Here is an 18,793-nt window from a genome sequence, read left to right on the forward strand (position 1 = left end):
TTTGTTCGATTTTTAATACAAGCGCTTGTTTATACAAACCCTTTAACTCTTTTGTCTTTCAATAAGATAACTGATTTTCCGTTTTGGAATGATAAACTTTCAATTTATATTGAAAGTATTGAAAGAACATGGAGTTTAACAGATATATGGATATTCAATATTCTGATCACATAACACCTACGGAGTTCATTGAAGCGCTTGACTCTCCGTCATTTACAGATTTCTTGAAGGAAGTTCAAAAATCGAAGAAACCCATTCTCACCGTCACCCTCCCGATCGCTCCCATCGATCCATTGGCTGCCCTTGAGATTAATCATGAATTTGAGCAGCAGTTCTACTGGGACCATCCGGAAAATGATATCTCCATTTCTGCGGCCGGCTGCATCCGTGAATTAAAATCCACCGGTAAAGACCGGTTTTCTGACATTTCCGATCAGACTCGATTAATGAAACAGGAAATTGAAGCCTATACCGCGATAAAACACTCTATGGCGGGTCCTCTTTTTCTGGGTGGATACTCTTTTTCTGATCATAATGTTGGCGCAGTTTGGAAGAAATTTGGCGGGGCACGTTTTGTTCTCCCGGAATGGATGATCATCAGAAATGGGAAATTTCACCTGCTCACTCTATCAATTAACAAAGAGAGCTATACGTCGGATGAAATCTACCAGGAAATTATCAGCCGAATTACAGATTTTCTAAACCTTTCCGGAAAACTTCAAGACCGGGGAATGCGTGAAACCACAAAGACCTCCATTCTCTGTACTCTGCAATCGCCCGAAGATAAAGGCCGATGGATCAAAAAAGTTGATCAGGCTCGCAAAATGATTGCAAACCACAAATTTGAAAAGATTGTACTCGCGCGCTCCGTGGAAGTTGAATCGCGCCACAAACCGGTCTTTACGCTACTCACGCATCAGCTGAGACAGAAATATCCGGAGTGTTTTAATTTTATGATTCAAAAAGATTCTGAAACTGCATTTATTGGCGCCACTCCCGAGCGACTTGCTTCTTTCAGAAATCAGATTTTTATGACGGAAGGACTTGCTGGAAGCACATCCCGTGGACGCAGTGCTATTGAAGATGAACTCCTGGCAAATGATCTCCTGATGAGCAGCAAAGACCGGGAAGAGCATCAATTTGTGGTCAAAGCAATTCAGGAAAATCTGGAGCCTCTCAGCGAAAAAATTGATCACCCTACAAATCCACAGATTAAAAAGCTGAAAAATGTGCAGCATCTTTTCACGCCCATTTCGGCGTCTATTAAAAAAGGTGTTCAAATTCACGATTTGATTCGTGAACTGCATCCCACTCCGGCTGTAGGTGGATTTCCAAGAGAAGATGCCGTATCTCATATTCACGAAATTGAACAGTTGGACCGAGGCTGGTATGCAGCACCCATCGGCTGGTTCAACCTGAATGGATGTGGCGAATTTGCAGTTGCCATACGCAGTGCGCTTCTTCATGAAAACAGGGCAACACTCTACGCCGGTTGTGGAATTGTATCAGATTCTGACCCGGAAAAAGAGTGGAAAGAAACCCTGCTGAAATTCAAACCGATGATGGATTCTTTAACCGGAGCTCACCACCATTATGAATAGTCACCTTCGGTGGACATCTGAGTTCCTAAATGCACTGTATCAACACGGAGTTCAACACGCCATCATCTCACCCGGTTCCCGGTCTACACCACTTACAATTGCTGCAGCAATACATCCGGGAATTAAAAAACAGATCGTTCTGGATGAACGGTCAGCCGGATTCATCGCACTGGGAATTGGAAAAGCCACGGGAATTCCTGCAGTATTGATTTGTACATCAGGGACAGCTGCGGCAAACTATCTACCGGCTATCACTGAGGCGAAGGAGTCCGGTGTATCCATGATTGTATTAACAGCCGATCGCCCACCAAATTTACGAGGTATCGGAAGTTCACAAACTGTAGATCAGATCAAACTCTACGGTGATCAAGCCGTTTTTTTTCACGAAGCCGGAGAACCTTGCTTTGATCAAGCTGATTTGAAAAGGCTCCGTTATGCTGCCAAACAAGCTGCTGAAAGTTCCATTGATCTCGGTGGGGCAGCCCACCTTAACTTCCCATTTAGGAAACCGCTTGAACCGACATCAGGAGAGATTCAATTTGAGAAAAAACAACTCTCTGAATCTTATTCAAATGAGAAATTACAATCCAGTATTCAAGTATCTCAGCGGACAATCCGTTTAGATAAAGATATCATAAAATTGATAACCGACTCTAAGAGACCTCTGATTGTTGCCGGTCCTGCAAATTCAAACCATCGTCTCATAAATCAAATAAAAGATTTTTCTGAATGGTTAAACTCACCGGTTATCGCAGAGCCCGGCAGTGGATTTTCAAATAGTGAATATCAGGTACATAGATACGAACAGTTTCTGAGATCAGAAGAGAAAAGAGAATCGCTTCAACCCGATTTAATTCTGCGCTTTGGTGATCAGCCCTTTACCAAATCGATGCTTGTTGCGCTTGATGCCTGGTCAGAAGTCCCAACTATATATTTTTCTTCTCGAAAGTCCACTCAGGATCACTCCATGAGCGTCAATCACAAGGTTGAATGCCAGTCTTCTGATCAATTTGATTATGCCGATCTCCAATTTGAATCAGATCCGGATTGGATTTCAAAGTGGAAGAAAGCAGATCAGTTCGCTGATATACAACTCAAGAAATCGATTGAAAAAACTGAAGCACTCACGGACGGACATGTATTTCATTTTCTGTCAAACCGACTGGAAAAGAATTGGAAGATCATGTTATCCAACTCGTTTATACCTCGGGATATGGCGATGTTTGGCGAGTCAAGAATTGGACAGTTTGTGAATCGAGGAGCTGCCGGAATTGATGGAATACTGTCTACGGCCATTGGAATAGCTAAATCAACTGAAAGTCCTGTTTGCTGCGTTACCGGTGATCTCGCATTTTTGCACGATTCAAACGCTCTTTTAAGCCTTCAGAAAATTCAACACCCTTTCATCATAGCTGTAATTAATAACGGTGGCGGAAATATTTTCAAGATGCTTCCGGTTTCTGAGAACAAGGAGTTCTTCCGGGATTATTTCATCACCCCACAAAATGTTAAGATCCAAGAACTGGCCGAGGCACACAGTATTCCGTTTAGAAGAGTTCAGTCAAAGGACGAACTGAAGTCATTGGATCTAATGGATATAGATGGAGTTCAGCTCATTGAATTTGTAACCGACCCTGATGAAAGCATGAAACAGAGGCGAACACTCTGGGAGATGTAAATGAAACTTTATGCCGATGGAATTGCGTACCATCTTACCATCCACCAATCTGAACCATCTCTTCCCAACCTGATTCTCTTTCATGGATTCATGGGTTCGGGTAAAGTTTTTGAACCGCTGGTAGACCGACTGAAGTCTTTTTGTAATCCCATCACAATTGACCTTGCGGGACATGGTAACACTGAGACACCGGCTAACACAGAGTTATTCCATGCAGATCGGCAAGTTGCTCAGCTAAAATCGATTCTTGATCGGCTCTCATTTGATCGGCTTTTTGCATTTGGATACAGTATGGGCGGCAGACTGCTTTTTCAGTTGATTACCACCTTTCCTGAACTTTTTGATGGAGCCATACTTGAGAGTACACACTGCGGATTAAGCTCAGATAAAGAGAAAAAACAGCGAATTACCGTTGATGAACTTCGGGCTGAGTCGATTCTGAACAACTTTGATCAGTTTCTTAAAGAGTGGATAAACCTGCCTCTTTTCAAGCACACTCCGGACACGGCCAGGAAAGCTTATCAAACCATTATGGAAAATCAAAAACCCGAGTGCATGGCTGCTTCTTTGCGTGGCTTTGGATCAGGTACGATGCCGACTGTTTGTGATAAGTTGCAAGATGTGCAATTCCCTCTCTATCTTATTGCCGGAGAATATGACCAAAAGTATGTTGATCGGATGGCTTCTATTGCCAAACTGTGCAATGATTCAACGTTTCAGATTGTTGAAAAAGCCGGTCACCGGATACACACCGATCAGCCTGATACCTGGATTCAAATTTTAAAAAATTTTATCACACAACATTATGTCTGACTGGAAAACTGTAAAAGAGTACGAAGATATCACCTATAAAAAACGTGATGGTGTAGCACGAATTGCGTTTAACCGACCGGAAGTGAGAAATGCTTTTCGCCCGCAAACTCTGTTTGAACTGGAAGAGGCTTTAATTGATGCCCGGGAAGACACTTCGATTGGTGTAATTCTGCTCTCAGGAGAAGGACCTTCTAAAAAAGATGGCGGTTGGGCATTTTGTTCCGGCGGGGACCAAAAAGTTCGTGGTAAACAGGGGTATGAAGGAGTGGATGGCGTTCAGAGACTCAATGTACTTGATATTCAGAGGATCATCCGGTTTATGAGCAAGGTGGTTATTTGTGTGGTGCCGGGTTGGGCCGTTGGCGGCGGACACAGTCTACACGTTGTTTGTGATCTTACACTTGCCAGTAAAGAACATGGAATTTTCAAGCAGACCGATGCGGATGTGGCCAGTTTTGACGGCGGATTCGGTTCTGCTCTTCTCGCACGACAAGTAGGACAAAAGCGGGCTCGTGAAATCTTCTTCTTAGGAAGAGATTATTCGGCACAGGAAGCATATGAAATGGGTATGGTAAACGAAGTGGTTCCTCATGATGAACTGGAAGAGACCGCTTTTGAATGGGCTCAGGAGATTCTCGGCAAGAGCCCAACCGCTATACGCATGATTAAATTCGCTTTAAACCTGGTGGATGACGGTATGGTGGGGCAGCAGGTGTTCTCAGGCGAAGCAACCCGTCTCGCTTATATGACCGATGAGGCCGAAGAGGGGCGAAAAGCATTTTTAGAGAAGAGAAAGCCAAACTTCAAGAAGTTCCCCTGGTTGAGTTTGTAACCCTTGCCCCCGACTGTCGATTGCCTTTTTCGACCGTCGGGTTGTCTTACCCTCGACCGTCGAGTGGAATTACCACCAATCTCTGCCCTGATGATGAGTACTCGACTGTCGAGTTCATTCGAGTAAGAAATTTCGGCTTGTGGGGTTGAGACCAATCACAGAATTCGTCGGACGACTGAACATTTGAAGTCCAAAGCATAGTTTTTTCTCAAAGTCGTCAGACGAGGTTATCTCTCGACCGTCGAGTGGAACAACCGCCAATCCTCGCCCTGCTCATGAACACTCGACTGTCGAGTTTATTAGAGAAATGAATGCCAATTTGTGATGATTAGCTCAATCACATAACTCGTCAGACGACTGAACGTTTGGAGCTCATAGCGTAGCTTCTCTCAAAGTCGTAAGACGAGGGTTTATCGAAATCTTCTCATAATCTCTTCCATCGACATGTACATCAATGTGGGATGCTGAAGGGGATCTTTGTAGGGTTCTTCACAGGCAAAAAGCTGATCAATCAGTAACTCCATTTCCTGCTCGGTGAGTCGTTTTCCTCTGGGAATGGCTGTTCTGGAGGCAAATGCAATCGCTACTTTCTCCCGGGCTTCGAGCTTCAAGGTTTTATCCAGATCCCGGTACTGATGAAGCATATCCCGTAGAACCTGGCGCTCATCTCCGATATCAATATCGGCCGGCACACCATTGATGATAGCTGTGTTACCACTCAAAAGATCAATACTAAAACCCATTCGCTGAATGATTGGAAGCAATTCTTCCAAGAGAGAAAATTCGGATGCACTGAGCTCTATTGTTCTGGCAAAAAGAAGTTGTTGGGTAAACGGCAGAGATTCTTCAGTGGCGCTCAATGTGTTTTCGTAAATAATTCGTTTGTGAGCTGCATGCTGATCGATAACGGTTAGCCCGGTTCGCGTTTGTGTTAAAATATACCGGTTGTGCAGTTGCCAAAAGGTTTTATCACCGCTACTTGATTTTTTAGCACTCTCCTTGCCTCCCCCAACACTGTCTTCATTCTGTTCAGCTTCTCCGTAAAGTTGCCGGGCGGTTTCGTTTCCATCCCGGCCGGAAGATTGTCCAAAATTGATTCTCGAAGGAAACTGAACCGGCTCTGATGGGCGTCCCCGCTGTTGAAACTGTTGACTACCGGTGTTATCCCTTTGTCCGATCTGATCAAAACTGAGATCAAAATCATTTTCCATAAAATCAGACTTCCCAACATCCGGTACCACAAAATGTTCGTTGAGTGCTTTTTTCACAACCGATCGGGCCAGCTGTGTAATACTCCGCTCGTCATCAAATTTCACCTCCATCTTAGCCGGATGAACATTCACATCCACCTGAGCAGGATCTATTTCTAAAAAGATGGCATAAAACGGATACTCATTTTGTTTGGTCCAAGCGTCAAACAAACTTAAAATCACATAAGAGAGATAGCGATGCTGAAAGGGTCTTCCATTCACGAACAGGAACTGTTCTCCGCGTGATTTCTTGGCAAGTTTCGGATCAGCAAGCAGACCGTGTATTTTTACATAGCTTGTCTCTTCGTTAAACGGAATCAGGCTGGCGCGGTATTGCTTACCAAATATATCGGCCACTCTCTGTTTCAGCTCCTGTTTTGGAAGATGGTAGATCCTATCACCATCCGCATGCAGTTCAAATTCAATATCAGTATTGGCCAAAACAATATTTTGAAACACGCGAATGATATGTTTCAGTTCTGTGGCATCGGTTTTTAAAAATTGTCGCCTTGCAGGAACATTATAAAACAAGTTTCGAATGGCAACGGAGGTTCCGTCATCGGTAGCAACAGGTTCAAAACGTTTCTCCTCTCCACCCCAAATCTCAAGAAGAATTCCCGACTCATCGTCCACCCGTTTGGTTTTCATCTCAACCTGAGAAATAGATGCAATTGAGGCCATAGCTTCGCCTCGAAAACCCATGGTTCGAATTCTGAACAGATCTTCCACAGATTGAATCTTAGACGTCGCATGCCGCTCAAAACAGAGTCTGGCATCAGCCGCTGACATACCACAACCGTTGTCGATAACCTGAATGAGTGTGCGTCCGGCTTGCTGTACAATCAGCTTAATTCGGTCGGCACCGGCATCAACCGCATTATCGAGAAGTTCCTTGGCTACCGAAGCAGGTCGCTGTATCACTTCGCCTGCGGCTATTTTATTGGAGAGCTCCGGGGGCATAGTGTGTATGATAGACTGCCCCTTATCTTCGGTTTGATTCAACTGCTTAACTTTGAAGATTTAAATTTTGATTACTTACAGAATTGACATCAAAAATATTACCGCGGCGAGTCCGACAGCATATACCAGAATTCGCACGTTCTGACTTTTTTCACGTTTTCTGCGACTCAAACTTCGCGTTTTGAGCTGAATGCGTTTCTTTCGCTTCTCCTCTTCTTCGGGATTGTGATATCTGAGAGGTATTTCAAATTTTTTGGGCCTGGCTCTATGCCCCATCATAGGTCTGATCATAATAAAACTCCGTTATTTAGCCTTTTAACGAACAAAAACGCGTTGTCGTGTAAAGATACAATTTGACCGGAGAAATGTGGAGTTTTTTCTTTCCGATCCATTAATTGAAATTCACCACTAAAGAACCCTTCTAGTCCCAATGTATCTGCCGGCCCAATATGACTCAGACAGGTTTGAGATCATCACTCCGCTGGATACCGAAGCGTGCAGAAAGTCTCCATCTTCCATTGCTATCCCTACGTGAAGAACATTTCGGCTGGTTCTAAAAAAGATCAGATCACCCGGCCTGATACTCTCTCTTCTCACTCCCGATCCCTCTTGCAGCTGATTACGCGTATTGCGCGGTAGATCTTCACCGAAAAAATCACGATAAACTACCTGTGTAAAGGCTGAACAATCGATTCCGTTAATACCGTTTCCACCCAGTTGATAAGGCGTTCCCTCCCATTCGCGGTGAGCACTGTGGAGCTGATTTACAACACGATCAAATGATGAAACAGAAGCAGCTGCCGGAAGATTACCGGAACCGGAAGGTTGTGATTGAGGACCGCTATCTCTCGGCACTACACCGCAACCGGTCAGTAAAAATAAAAAGGAGATAATACTTAGATATCGCTTCGTTGACATAGAGCCTTTGAGGTTCACAATTTGCAATGGGATGTTGTATCTTTGCCCTAAACAAAAGAATAATACGAAACCATGCAATTACTTGTAAATATCGATCACATAGCAACGCTTCGGAATGCCCGCGGTGAGGGATATCCCGATCCTGTTGAAGCTGCCGAAGTTTGTGAAAAAGCCGGAGCCGCCGGAATCGTGTTTCATTTGCGGGGTGATCGCCGTCACATTCGTGATGAAGATGTCTACCGATTGAAAAAATCTGTGAAAGGCGCTCTCGACTTTGAAATGGCCGCCACAGAAGAGATGATTGAAATTTGTAACGAGATCAAACCGGAACTCTGCACGCTTGTTCCCGAAGGCCGCGAGGAGCTGACGACTGAAGGCGGACTCGACATGAAAAAAGTCTATGATGACTTTAATAACCGAGTTTTCCCGAAGTTTAAAGGAACCGGGATTAAGATGAGCCTCTTTCTGGATCCTAATCCGGAGGATATCAAACTGGCTCATAAATTAGGGGCTGATGCCATTGAACTCCATACAGGAGTTTTTGCAAATGCGCAGGACGAACATAGCCGGAAAAAGGAACTCATTCGGTTGAAAGAAGGTGCTGAGCTGATTCATGAATTTGGGATGACAGTCAACGCCGGACACGGCCTGAACCTCAACAATTTACCCCTTTTGATTGAAGAAGTACCACATTTACACGATATCAGTATTGGACACGCTTTAGTATCCAAAGCTGTTTTCTGGGGTTTGGATCGAACCGTGAAGGAGTATTTGAGGATTATGGACCAAGCATATAATGAATAATTTTAATGCAAATATAGTTTAACTTTTTTAACACACCCCTAAATCCCCTCTCAAGAGGGGACTTGTAGAACCACAAAATAGATTAATTTGACTGATCAACCACATAAGTCCGGATACGTAGCTCTCATTGGAAAACCCAATGCAGGAAAATCTACGCTGATGAATCATATTCTGGGCACAAAAATATCCATAACCACCCACAAACCTCAGACCACGCGACACCAGGTGGTCGGTATCTACTCGGATGATGATACTCAGGTCATCTTCCTGGACACTCCGGGGGTCATTACGCCAAAATATGAGCTTCAGCGAGCGATGATGAATACGGTTGAAAGAGCCCGTGCCGACGCTGATGTGATTCTTTTCATCTTCGATCCAACTGATAAATTCCCGACTCATGAAGTCATTGAGCTTCTCAGAACCATCAATAAACCTATTTTCCTGGTGGTCAATAAGATGGATCAGGCAAGCCGTTCCAGAGCTGAAGCAAAAGTGAATGAGCTGAAAGAGAAGTTGCGTTTTAAGGAAATCCACTACGTATCCGCACTACAGGGAAATGGTATAGATGAACTTTTACAGTCGATCCGAACCCAACTCATTCCCGGTCCTCCCTACTACCCAAAAGAGGATTTAAGTGAACACCCTGTACGATTTTTTGTATCCGAACTCATCAGAGAACAGGTATTTCTTCAATTTCAGGAAGAGATTCCCTACTCCTGTACAGTGGATGTGATCAGCTACGAAGCGGATGATGATATTGACCGGATCAGTGCCGACATTATTGTTAATCGAAAATCACAAAAAGGTATTTTGATTGGGAAAAAAGGAGCCGCCATCAAAGAACTCGGTATCAAATCACGCGAAGCCATAGAAGACTTTATCGGCAAAAAAGTATTCCTGGATCTTCACGTAAAAGTTCGCGAAAAGTGGCGCGAGCAGGAAAATTGGGTTCGGAATATGGGGTATTGACAAATATCTCAAACAAGTTCATATTTATCCGGTGCTGAAAACGTTACCCTGTTTTCCTTTACATTTTAGCTTAGTCCAAACTTAACGTCTACCCATCTATGAAGAAATTTACCGGCTCACTCATTCAATGTCTGATTCTCGTTGCATTTATTTTAACATCGGCAACTGCTCAGCCGTCGACTCTCACAGTTCCTCTGATTGAAGATGGACAAGCTCAGATCATCGAGGCGTTCCAGAACCCTGAAGAGTGGATTCGCCATGATCTTTGGGTAGAAACCGATTTTGACACAGATGGAGACGGAAATCCCGACAGGATGTACGTATCCGTTACACGACCGGCTCAAACCGAAAACGGTGACCTGAAACTACCCGTTATCTATGAGACTAGCCCCTATTATGCCGGAACCGCTCGTCCGCCATACGATTTCTTCTGGGATGTAAAGCAGGAACTTGGAGAAGACCCTCCGGTTCGGAAACCGGGTCCTGAAATTGAACGCCGTGGTGAACGACCTATCATCTCCAATTCACACACTTCCACGTGGGTTCCGCGCGGATTTATCGTGGTTCACTCCACATCACCCGGAACCGGACTGTCTGACGGTTCACCTTCTGTTGGTGGAGAAAATGAAGCACTGGCTCCAAAAGCTGTCATTGACTGGTTAAACGGCCGGGCTAACGGATACACAACACGAGATGGAGACGAAGAGGTTGAGGCATTCTGGACCAATGGCAATGTGGGGATGACCGGAACATCCTATAACGGATTTTTACCGTTTGCAGCGGCCACAACCGGCGTGGATGGATTGAAGGCGATCATACCGGTAGCTCCAGTAACTTCTTTCTACATGTACTATCGGTCCAACGGGTTGGTACGATCTCCCGGCGGTTACCTTGGTGAAGATGCCGATGTACTTTATGACTTCGTACACAGCGGGGACGAAGCTAAACGAGAATACAACAACCGCACCATGCGAGATGGCATCATGGCCGAGGGACTGGATCGAAAAAACGGAGATTACAACGATTTCTGGGAAGAACGGGATTACCTCAAACAGATGGAGAATTATAAAGCTGCAACATTGATGGCCCACGCTTTTAATGACTGGAATGTAATGACAGAGAACAGCTATCAGGCCTATGAAAAACTACAAGAAATGGGTGTGCCATCCATGGTTTACTATCATCAGGGTGGTCACGGTGGCGAACCTCCACACGAATTGATGAATAAGTGGTTTACCCGATACCTTTTTGAGGTTGAAAACGGAGTTGAGGATCTGGAAAGATCATGGATTGTACGTGAACGTGATGAGCGTGAAAATCCTACCCCCTACGAAAATTATCCACATCCGGCAGCCTCTCCGGTTACGTTTCATCTGACATCCGGTGCACCCGAAAGAGGTGGATTGACGCTTTCGCAACCCGAGTCTCAGGGAAATGAAACACTGGTTGATAACTACTCCTTTACGGGTTCAGCACTGGCTCAGGCCGAATGGACAGATCACCGATTAATCTACCTGACACCTGAACTTCAGGACTCTGTTCATATCTCCGGAGTGCCTTCGGTTTCCGTTACATTGGCGAGCAGTAAACCGGCTGCAAACTTAACCGTATGGCTCGTTTCGCTTCCGTGGAATGAGGGTCGAAACTCTCAAATTACCGATAATATTATCACGAGAGGTTGGGCGAGTCCGCAAAATAGAAACTCACTTCGGGAAAGTGAACCATTGGAACCCGGAGAATTTTATACTGTTGAATTTGACCTTCAACCGGATGATCAGATCATCCCTTACGGTCAGCAAATAGGTCTGCTTATTTTCTCTAGTGACAAAGAGTATACTCTTTGGCCACAACCGGGTACAGAGTTAACTATTGACCTGGACAATACAACCTTAACACTTCCGGTAGTGAACGGCAGGGATGCACTTTCAGGCATGAATTAAGGACAATCATACTTCAAATAGTGCAGATGAATTTTTGCCAAATGAGATGGTGAAAAAATTATTTGCATTTTCTTTGAAGACCGTTCTATCTTAAGAGCAATGAAAAATTCAAACCTACATTACACAACTTTTATGATCTGCCCCATGTGTATGCATAGTCACACATAGAGTAGAGGGTATATTTTTCATTAAGAAATTTGAAAGGCCCTCTGGAAACAGCAGGGCTTTATTTGTTCAGATAAATTGAACAGCGTTCTTTAAAATTAATGAGTCTTATCAAGAAAGGTGGAGGGACAGGCCCTTTGAAGCCTTAGCAACCGCCTCTCGAATTTATTCGGGAGGGTTAGGTGCTAAATCCTGCCCGTTTTGGTTTTCAACAACCAAAATTTGGGAAAGATAAGAAGCCGGCTCACCTGTTGTTACTTCAGGTTCTGTTTAAGCCTCTTCTGAAAATCTTTCCCACAGGATTTTCGGAAGAGGCTTTTTTATTTCACGATTTCAGCAATCAAATAATCATACAACAAACAGAACCATGAGCAGCAACGGAAAATCCAAAAACTACCGATTCGAAACCCTTCAGCTCCACGCGGGTCAGGAACCTGATCCAACAACCGGATCAAGGGCTGTGCCAATCTATCAAACTACATCTTACCAGTTCAACAATACTGATCATGCCGCAGATCTATTCGGGCTGAAAGAATTTGGGAATATCTATACCCGAATCATGAATCCTACTACAGATGTATTTGAAAAACGAATTGCAGCTTTGGAAGGCGGAGCTGCAGCTGTAGCCACTGCATCCGGTCAGTCTGCGCAGTTTCTGGCTATAACTACTTTGGCTCAGGCCGGAGATAACATCGTGGCTACGCAAAATCTCTATGGCGGAACTTATAACCAGTTCAAGGTAACCCTGCCCCGTCTTGGCATCGATGTGAAATTTTCTGAAAACGATGAACCGGCTGAATTTGAAGCACTCATTGATGATAAAACCAGAGCGATTTACGTGGAGAGCATTGGTAATCCTCGCGGTAATGTACCTGATTTTGATGGTATTTCAGCCGTTGCCAAAAAACATGGTGTCGCTCTGATTGTTGACAATACATTCGGAGCCGGCGGCGCCATTGCCCGACCTATCGACCACGGCGCCAACATTGTGGTAGAGTCGGCCACAAAATGGATTGGCGGACATGGAACCAGTATTGGCGGTGTAATTGTGGATGCCGGAAACTTTGACTGGGGTAACGGGCGATATCCTCTCTTCACTGAACCGGCTCCGGGTTATCACGGACTGAACTTCTGGGAAGTATTCGGCGAAGGCGGTCCGTTTGGAAATATTGCACTTGCAATTCGGGCCCGGGTTGAAGGTCTTCGGGATATTGGAGCAGCACAATCGCCATTTAACAGTTTTCTACTTCTTCAGGGATTGGAAACTCTCTCGCTCCGGGCTGAGCGACACACTACAAATGCACAAAAATTAGCCGAGTGGCTGCAGGAACAGGACTCCGTTTCGTGGGTAAACTACACCGGACTTCCGGATCATCCGCATCACGAGAATGGAAAGAAATATCTCAGAAACGGGCGGTTCGGAGCAGTTCTCACATTTGGAGTAAAAGGCGGTTTTGATGCTGCTAAAACTTTTATAGAAAATGTTGAGCTGGCGAGCCATCTGGCAAATGTGGGGGACGCTAAAACATTAGTCATTCATCCCTCGTCAACCACTCATCAGCAGCTGAGTGATTCAGAGCAGGAAGCCGGTGGCGTTAAAAAAGACCTAATTCGAGTGTCGGTTGGAATTGAACACATCGATGACATCATCGAAGATTTTGAGCAAGCTTTTGAAAAAGCGGGGAACCGATAAGCCCAATGAAAACTTGGCGGCCTGAACTTCTCTGATCAAATATATGGATAACTCATAATGAATAAAGGTATCACTACAACAACTTTGGAAACGGATTTCATTACTGAATCCGGATTTCGGTTTGAAAAAGCGCCGGTTGCCTATAAAACCTGGGGTGAACTCAATAGTGAAAAGGATAACGTCATCTTGATTTTTCACGCACTGACGGGACACGCAGCCGCTGATGAATGGTTTCCCGGGATCTTTGGCGAAGGAAATATTTGCGATCCGGATGAGCATTTTATTATCTGCATCAACGTACCGGGAAGCTGTTATGGTTCTGTAGGTCCTCAATCCATCAACCCGAAAAACGGTAAAGCTTACAAAAATGGCTTTCCCGAAATCACCATTCGGGATATGGTTCGATTTCAACAACAACTGTTGGATCAACTTGGTATTACCGGAATTGAACTCGTAATCGGCGGTTCCATGGGCGGAATGCAAGCTCTGGAATTCATATTTATGGATCGCCGTGCTCGTTCAGCTGTACTGATCGCCATGGGGAAAGCTCATACCCCATGGGCGATCGGTATCAGCCATGCCCAGAGAGCAGCCATTAAAAATGACCCAAACTGGAACAATGGAATTTATGAACCGGAAAACGGTCCGTTCCGGGGTGTAGCTACAGCACGAATGATGGCGATGGTGACCTATCGGGCACCTGAAGATTACAACCAAAAATTTGGGCGAAAACATCAGAATGAAGATGGCCAGTTTCAGATCGAGTCCTATCTCAACTACCAGGGACAGAAGCTGGCAAAGCGAATGGACGCTCACACCTATATCACTCTTACAAAGGCGATGGATTCTCATGATATCTCCCGAAATAGAAGTGACTTTGAACTGATTTTGAATCGCATTGAAATTCCGATTCAGGTCATTGGGATCACTTCAGATCACCTCTACCCTGTTGCCGAACAGAAAGAGCTGGCGAATCTTTTGCCTAATGGTCGTTTCGCAGAGATCGATTCACACGCAGGCCATGACGGATTTCTAATCGAATTTGATCAGCTCAATAGTATCATCAAACCCTTTACCCACCGAAAAGAACTTTTAATCTACTGAGATATGTCACAATTGCACGCCATCAAAAAAAACCGAGTCCCATTTGCCAAACCGAAACCTGTTAAAAAAATATTTATTGCCGGTGTTGGAGCTGTAGGTTGCACGCTGGTTAAACAGATTGAAGGTCACCACTCACTTCGAGTTGTAGGTATTTGCAACTCTCAACACGTACAGTGGTTCAGAAGAGAAGAAGCGAACTACAGGAGAAGTGAGTTACAAATTTCACCTGACAAACATTGGGATAATATTATCCGGAAACTAAGCTCATACAAAAAAGGGAGTGTTATATTTGTGGATGCAACGGGAAGTTCTGAAGTCTCGGCTCTCTATCCACAGTTGTTTGAAAACCATATCCATGTTGTAACTCCAAGTAAGCTTGCCAACACACAAAGCCAGGAAACCTTTGAAAACCTTCATCAGCTTGCCAATGAGTTTGATGTGGAATTTCACTACGAAACCAACGTAGGGGCAGGTCTGCCGGTTGTAAACACCATTAAAAATTTGATTGCTTCAGGAGATGAAATCATCGAAATCAGCGGTGTGGTTTCCGGAACAATGACGTATCTCTTCTCTGAGTTGGAAAATGGAGCTTCCTTTAGCGAAACCGTGAACAGAGCACGAACACTGGGTTATGCTGAACCCGATCCCAGGGATGATTTATCGGGAGAAGATGTGGCCCGAAAGTTTTTGATCTTGGCACGAATCTGTGGTGTTCGAATAGAACGAGATGAAGTAAATGTAGAATCACTTATTCCTGAAAACCTCAAGAATGTTGATGCAACCCAATTTCTTGACAGATTGGCTGAAGCAGACAACAACTGGCAACAAAAGATCGCCTTAGAAAAAGAAAAAGACCGGGTGTTGAGATACACGGGCAAATTGGAAAACGGAAAAATTGACGTCGGTATTGAAGCCGTTCCCAAACTATCCGCATTGGGAAATCTGACAGGTACTACAAATCTCATTACGATCAGAACAAAACGATATAACGACCAGCCGCTTACTGTTCAGGGACCCGGAGCAGGGAAAGAAGTTACCGCAGCCGGTGTACTGGCAGATATTCTGAAGATTTGACGGGCAAACATAAAAAAACCTCCTTACAAAAAAATGGAAGGAGGTTTATCTTTGCCAGCAAGAAACTATTTTGCACCACCAAGAAATACTACGGGCTTACTCATTACCTCCATATCGGGTTCAAACTGATCCGGAACTAATATCATAGCAAAAGCTACCTTGCCGGCTCCTCCACCACTGCTCAGAGCCCTTCTGCCGGCATCCATTGCCATCCGTTCAGCATCTCTGCTTGATTTGATGAAATGATCTCCGGGGAAAAAGTGGTCACCCGGGAAAAAATGATCTCCGGGGAAAAAGGTGTCACCGGGAATATGCGTTGAATTGGGATATGACTGAATAAGAAAATTCAAAAATTCTCGTCCACTGATATGCCTTCCTAACATAACAGGTCTTTCTGAGATTTTGACGGGATAACCATTCTGACCAACAATTCCTCGCTCTCCGATGGCGTATATATATAGTCTTCCTCCAACTTCAGTTCCGAATCGATCTGCTTTCAGATAGATTTGCCCCCTTTCTGTTACCCATTTGGAAAATTCTTCAAATGTGATTCCCTTTTCGCCGCTGTTCCCAACCATAGCCCTGTAGTTATTCTCTTCAAACTCTAACTGATACGCTATCTGTTTGGTGCCCTCTTGTGCTTGTAAGTCACTGAATAGAAATGACAGGCAAGTCAGTACACCGATTACTCCCACTACTAAATATCTCATGATTCGATTATTTAAGATTTATATTTAACGATATACACAATGACAAAATGGATACCGTATTTATTTTATAAGCGTAAGTAGATTCAGAGGTATGTCATCGCTCTCAAAGTTTTTTGTTTTCTGACATTTATTTGCATTCCATCACCCTTCCACTCTCTCCCACCAACCACCCACCGGAAAACACCTACGCAAATTTCAGCCTATACAGTTACTGTAAGCCACTTTTTCCAATGCGTTGAGTTTCCTTAAAAAATTTTCATCCACGCTAAACTTTTTTTCTTGACAAATACAGAGGCTATGAGGTACATTGTGGGGAGAAGTGGGAGATAGTGGGGAATTTATTAGCAAGGTTCCCGTACCCGGTCAAACCGGCTATCAATATGTTTTTAGCAATCCAGGCTCTGAGTAGCACAGAGTCTATAATAGAGAAAACCCGTGCCAAGTTTTAAAGGGGAATACGAACACAGTGTAGATAATAAAGGCCGTGTTGCTTTTCCGGCCAAACTACGCAAGATCCTCAAGCCTGAGGCCCAGGAGAGGTTTACCCTTTTGCGAGGCCTCGAACCTTGTCTCTATCTCTACCCACAAGACGAATGGGAACTTGTTGAAGATAAACTCTCACAAATCAATAGTTTTTCCCGTCAAGGCCGAACCGTTAAACGAAATTTCCTTCGATTTGCTGAAGATCTGGTTCTGGACAAACAAAATCGCCTTTCTCTTCCATCCCACTTAATGGAATGGTCCGGAATCTCAGACAGCGCCATCTTTATAGGCAGTGGTGAACGAATCGAAGTTTGGTCACCTAAAAAACTTGAAGAAGTTGATGCCGAACTCAGTTTTGAATCCTATCAGGACCTTTTTGAAGAGGTTATGGGCGGACAAAACAATGGAGGGGAATAGATGACAGGCTACTACGAGCACTTTCCCGTCCTATTAAATGAGTCTGTCGATTATCTCGTTACCGACCCTAAGGGTATATATATAGATGGTACACTTGGCGGTGGCGGACACAGCAAATCTATATTAAACAGACTAGACTCTGAAGGACATCTCTATGGAATTGACCAGGATCCGGAAGCTTTAAAAGCAGCCGGTGAGCGAATTGGTAATGACGAACGGTTCACCGCTTTGGAAGGTAATTTTGGTTATCTCTCTACCCTCATTCCAAAAGAGCATCAGGGACAAATCACCGGAATTCTTTTTGATTACGGAGTTTCCACGCATCAGATAAAAGAACCTGAACGAGGCTTCAGCTTTCAGCACGATGGCCCACTGGATATGCGAATGAGTGCTATGAGCGGTGTTTCTGCGCATAGCGTTGTAAATGAATACGATTATAAAAAACTGCGCGATGTAATCTTTCACTATGGCGAGGAACGAATGAGCCGACAAATTGCTCAGGAAATTATTAACCGCCGTCCTATTGAAACAACCGGAGAACTACGAGATGCCGTAGAGAGTGTTGTTAAAGGAAGGCACTCCATTAAATCCGTTGCACGGGTTTTTCAGGGAATCCGGATTGAAGTAAACCGGGAAATTGAAGTATTAAAGCTTGCCCTGCAGGATTCACTTAATCTTTTAAAAGTTGGCGGACGAATTGTTGCCATCTCTTATCACTCATTGGAGGATCGGTTGGTTAAGTACTTTTTCAAAAGCGGGAATTTTGAAGGTAAAATTGAAAAGGATTTTTACGGGAAATCACTCAATACCATTGAACCGGTAACAAAACAAATCATCACCCCCGGGGAAAAGGAAATTGAGACAAATCCGGCAGCCCGGAGCGCAAAAATGCGTGTTGCAGTGAAAATCAGTGAGGTAAACTGATGTATATCCAAACACCTATCAAAGAAAAGAAGAGCGTAAAGCCTAACCGGCGTGGTCTTTCAAACGGTAAACCATCCGGATGGAAAACCAAAAACTCACTTGGCAGCAATGGATTTAAGGGAACCACAAATTCTTACGGTACCCGCAAGAAAGAGCCTACACAAAAAAAGAAATCTGCCCTTCCGGCTTTTACCCCCTGGAAGGTTATACTCGCAAGCTTCTTGATTGGAGTTTGCGGGATTCTCTATATCGGACATGTTTTCAGTACTCAGCAGGCACTTCAGGAAGTGCGACAACTGGAAATTGAGTTCAACAAAGTACAGCGTCAGTACAACGCTTCCAGATTGGAATATGATCGTTTGGTTGGTCCAAAGGAAATTTACCAGCGGGCAAGGCAGCAGGGATATATCAATGCCGGTCCTGCCGATCAGATCATAACCGTAAAACCTTAGCCATAT

17 protein-coding genes and 1 riboswitch are annotated in these 18,793 nt (G+C 44.4%); of the genes, 13 read left to right on the top strand and 4 right to left on the bottom strand.

Features of this window, described 5'->3' with window-relative positions; all coding sequences use genetic code 11:
* Positions 1 to 128: 128 nt before the first annotated feature.
* From CWD77_RS05605 to CWD77_RS05620, 4 genes are read left to right on the top strand one after another with little or no spacing between them, the layout of a single operon-like run.
* The gene (locus CWD77_RS05605) at positions 129 to 1,601 is read left to right on the top strand and encodes an isochorismate synthase (protein WP_101072224.1); all 1,473 of its coding nucleotides are present in this window, start codon (positions 129 to 131) and stop codon (positions 1,599 to 1,601) included.
* Positions 1,594 to 3,279, top strand: coding sequence for a 2-succinyl-5-enolpyruvyl-6-hydroxy-3-cyclohexene-1-carboxylic-acid synthase (menD, locus tag CWD77_RS05610; protein WP_101072225.1), 1,686 nt, complete (start codon positions 1,594 to 1,596; stop codon positions 3,277 to 3,279). Before CWD77_RS05605 ends, menD begins: the two co-directional genes overlap by 8 nt.
* Entirely contained in the window at positions 3,280 to 4,092 is an 813-nt protein-coding gene (gene menH / locus CWD77_RS05615) for a 2-succinyl-6-hydroxy-2,4-cyclohexadiene-1-carboxylate synthase (protein ID WP_101072226.1), read from the top strand.
* Positions 4,085 to 4,924, top strand: coding sequence for a 1,4-dihydroxy-2-naphthoyl-CoA synthase (locus CWD77_RS05620; protein ID WP_101072228.1), 840 nt, complete (start codon positions 4,085 to 4,087; stop codon positions 4,922 to 4,924). The genes menH and CWD77_RS05620 overlap by 8 nt, the downstream gene beginning before the upstream one ends.
* A gap of 410 nt (positions 4,925 to 5,334) precedes the next feature.
* Here CWD77_RS05620 and mutL read toward each other — a convergent pair whose 3' ends face one another.
* From mutL to CWD77_RS05635, 3 genes are all read right to left on the bottom strand, one after another.
* Positions 5,335 to 7,134, bottom strand: a complete 1,800-nt coding sequence (gene mutL / locus CWD77_RS05625; RefSeq protein ID WP_101072235.1) for a DNA mismatch repair endonuclease MutL — start codon at positions 7,132 to 7,134, stop codon at positions 5,335 to 5,337.
* Positions 7,135 to 7,209: 75 nt separating this feature from the next.
* Entirely contained in the window at positions 7,210 to 7,425 is a 216-nt protein-coding gene (locus tag CWD77_RS05630; RefSeq protein WP_101072236.1) for a hypothetical protein, read from the bottom strand.
* Between the two features lie 117 nt (positions 7,426 to 7,542).
* Positions 7,543 to 8,052: a C40 family peptidase gene (locus tag CWD77_RS05635; RefSeq protein WP_101072239.1), complete on the bottom strand. Its 510-nt coding sequence runs from the start codon at positions 8,050 to 8,052 to the stop codon at positions 7,543 to 7,545.
* A 72-nt stretch (positions 8,053 to 8,124) separates the two neighbouring features.
* Here CWD77_RS05635 and CWD77_RS05640 point away from each other — a divergent pair, with 72 nt between their 5' ends.
* From CWD77_RS05640 to CWD77_RS05665, 6 genes are all read left to right on the top strand, one after another.
* Entirely contained in the window at positions 8,125 to 8,856 is a 732-nt protein-coding gene (locus tag CWD77_RS05640) for a pyridoxine 5'-phosphate synthase (protein WP_101072241.1), read from the top strand.
* Between the two features lie 87 nt (positions 8,857 to 8,943).
* The gene (gene era, locus CWD77_RS05645) at positions 8,944 to 9,825 is read left to right on the top strand and encodes a GTPase Era (protein ID WP_240596667.1); all 882 of its coding nucleotides are present in this window, start codon (positions 8,944 to 8,946) and stop codon (positions 9,823 to 9,825) included.
* Between the two features lie 98 nt (positions 9,826 to 9,923).
* The gene (locus CWD77_RS05650) at positions 9,924 to 11,765 is read left to right on the top strand and encodes a Xaa-Pro dipeptidyl-peptidase (protein ID WP_101072249.1); all 1,842 of its coding nucleotides are present in this window, start codon (positions 9,924 to 9,926) and stop codon (positions 11,763 to 11,765) included.
* A 270-nt stretch (positions 11,766 to 12,035) separates the two neighbouring features.
* Positions 12,036 to 12,168, top strand: a riboswitch (SAM riboswitch).
* A gap of 129 nt (positions 12,169 to 12,297) precedes the next feature.
* The gene (locus CWD77_RS05655; protein WP_101072251.1) at positions 12,298 to 13,623 is read left to right on the top strand and encodes an O-acetylhomoserine aminocarboxypropyltransferase/cysteine synthase family protein; all 1,326 of its coding nucleotides are present in this window, start codon (positions 12,298 to 12,300) and stop codon (positions 13,621 to 13,623) included.
* Between the two features lie 57 nt (positions 13,624 to 13,680).
* Positions 13,681 to 14,727 carry a homoserine O-acetyltransferase MetX gene (metX, locus tag CWD77_RS05660; RefSeq protein ID WP_101072252.1) on the top strand — a complete coding sequence of 349 codons (1,047 nt, stop codon included), beginning with the start codon at positions 13,681 to 13,683 and terminating at the stop codon, positions 14,725 to 14,727.
* A gap of 3 nt (positions 14,728 to 14,730) precedes the next feature.
* The gene (locus CWD77_RS05665; protein ID WP_101072253.1) at positions 14,731 to 15,801 is read left to right on the top strand and encodes a homoserine dehydrogenase family protein; all 1,071 of its coding nucleotides are present in this window, start codon (positions 14,731 to 14,733) and stop codon (positions 15,799 to 15,801) included.
* 65 nt (positions 15,802 to 15,866) lie between these two features.
* Here the strand turns inward: CWD77_RS05665 and CWD77_RS05670 are convergent, their stop codons facing one another.
* Positions 15,867 to 16,511 (bottom strand): hypothetical protein, encoded by a 645-nt coding sequence (locus CWD77_RS05670; RefSeq protein WP_101072254.1) that lies wholly within the window; start codon positions 16,509 to 16,511, stop codon positions 15,867 to 15,869.
* A gap of 435 nt (positions 16,512 to 16,946) precedes the next feature.
* Here CWD77_RS05670 and mraZ point away from each other — a divergent pair, with 435 nt between their 5' ends.
* From mraZ to CWD77_RS05685, 3 genes are read left to right on the top strand one after another with little or no spacing between them, the layout of a single operon-like run.
* Positions 16,947 to 17,411, top strand: coding sequence for a division/cell wall cluster transcriptional repressor MraZ (gene mraZ / locus CWD77_RS05675; protein ID WP_101072258.1), 465 nt, complete (start codon positions 16,947 to 16,949; stop codon positions 17,409 to 17,411).
* On the top strand, positions 17,412 to 18,335 hold the full coding sequence (gene rsmH / locus CWD77_RS05680) for a 16S rRNA (cytosine(1402)-N(4))-methyltransferase RsmH (protein WP_101072263.1): 924 nt from the start codon (positions 17,412 to 17,414) through the stop codon (positions 18,333 to 18,335).
* Complete coding sequence (locus CWD77_RS05685; protein WP_101072264.1) at positions 18,335 to 18,787, top strand: hypothetical protein; 453 nt, start codon at positions 18,335 to 18,337, stop codon at positions 18,785 to 18,787. The genes rsmH and CWD77_RS05685 overlap by 1 nt, the downstream gene beginning before the upstream one ends.
* Positions 18,788 to 18,793 lie beyond the last annotated feature (6 nt).

Source organism: Rhodohalobacter barkolensis, from assembly GCF_002834295.1.
Taxonomy (GTDB): domain Bacteria; phylum Bacteroidota; class Rhodothermia; order Balneolales; family Balneolaceae; genus Rhodohalobacter; species Rhodohalobacter barkolensis.

Bases quoted from the DNA above. Each gene is read 5' to 3' on its own strand.
- CWD77_RS05605 (WP_101072224.1), top strand. From the start codon at position 129: ATGGAGTTTAACAGATATATGGATATTCAATATTCTGATCACATAACA.
- menD (WP_101072225.1), top strand. From the start codon at position 1,594: ATGAATAGTCACCTTCGGTGGACATCTGAGTTCCTAAATGCACTGTAT.
- menH (WP_101072226.1), top strand. From the start codon at position 3,280: ATGAAACTTTATGCCGATGGAATTGCGTACCATCTTACCATCCACCAA.
- CWD77_RS05620 (WP_101072228.1), top strand. From the start codon at position 4,085: ATGTCTGACTGGAAAACTGTAAAAGAGTACGAAGATATCACCTATAAA.
- mutL (WP_101072235.1), bottom strand. From the start codon at position 7,134: ATGCCCCCGGAGCTCTCCAATAAAATAGCCGCAGGCGAAGTGATACAG.
- CWD77_RS05630 (WP_101072236.1), bottom strand. From the start codon at position 7,425: ATGATCAGACCTATGATGGGGCATAGAGCCAGGCCCAAAAAATTTGAA.
- CWD77_RS05635 (WP_101072239.1), bottom strand. From the start codon at position 8,052: ATGTCAACGAAGCGATATCTAAGTATTATCTCCTTTTTATTTTTACTG.
- CWD77_RS05640 (WP_101072241.1), top strand. From the start codon at position 8,125: ATGCAATTACTTGTAAATATCGATCACATAGCAACGCTTCGGAATGCC.
- CWD77_RS05650 (WP_101072249.1), top strand. From the start codon at position 9,924: ATGAAGAAATTTACCGGCTCACTCATTCAATGTCTGATTCTCGTTGCA.
- CWD77_RS05655 (WP_101072251.1), top strand. From the start codon at position 12,298: ATGAGCAGCAACGGAAAATCCAAAAACTACCGATTCGAAACCCTTCAG.
- metX (WP_101072252.1), top strand. From the start codon at position 13,681: ATGAATAAAGGTATCACTACAACAACTTTGGAAACGGATTTCATTACT.
- CWD77_RS05665 (WP_101072253.1), top strand. From the start codon at position 14,731: ATGTCACAATTGCACGCCATCAAAAAAAACCGAGTCCCATTTGCCAAA.
- CWD77_RS05670 (WP_101072254.1), bottom strand. From the start codon at position 16,511: ATGAGATATTTAGTAGTGGGAGTAATCGGTGTACTGACTTGCCTGTCA.
- rsmH (WP_101072263.1), top strand. From the start codon at position 17,412: ATGACAGGCTACTACGAGCACTTTCCCGTCCTATTAAATGAGTCTGTC.
- CWD77_RS05685 (WP_101072264.1), top strand. From the start codon at position 18,335: ATGTATATCCAAACACCTATCAAAGAAAAGAAGAGCGTAAAGCCTAAC.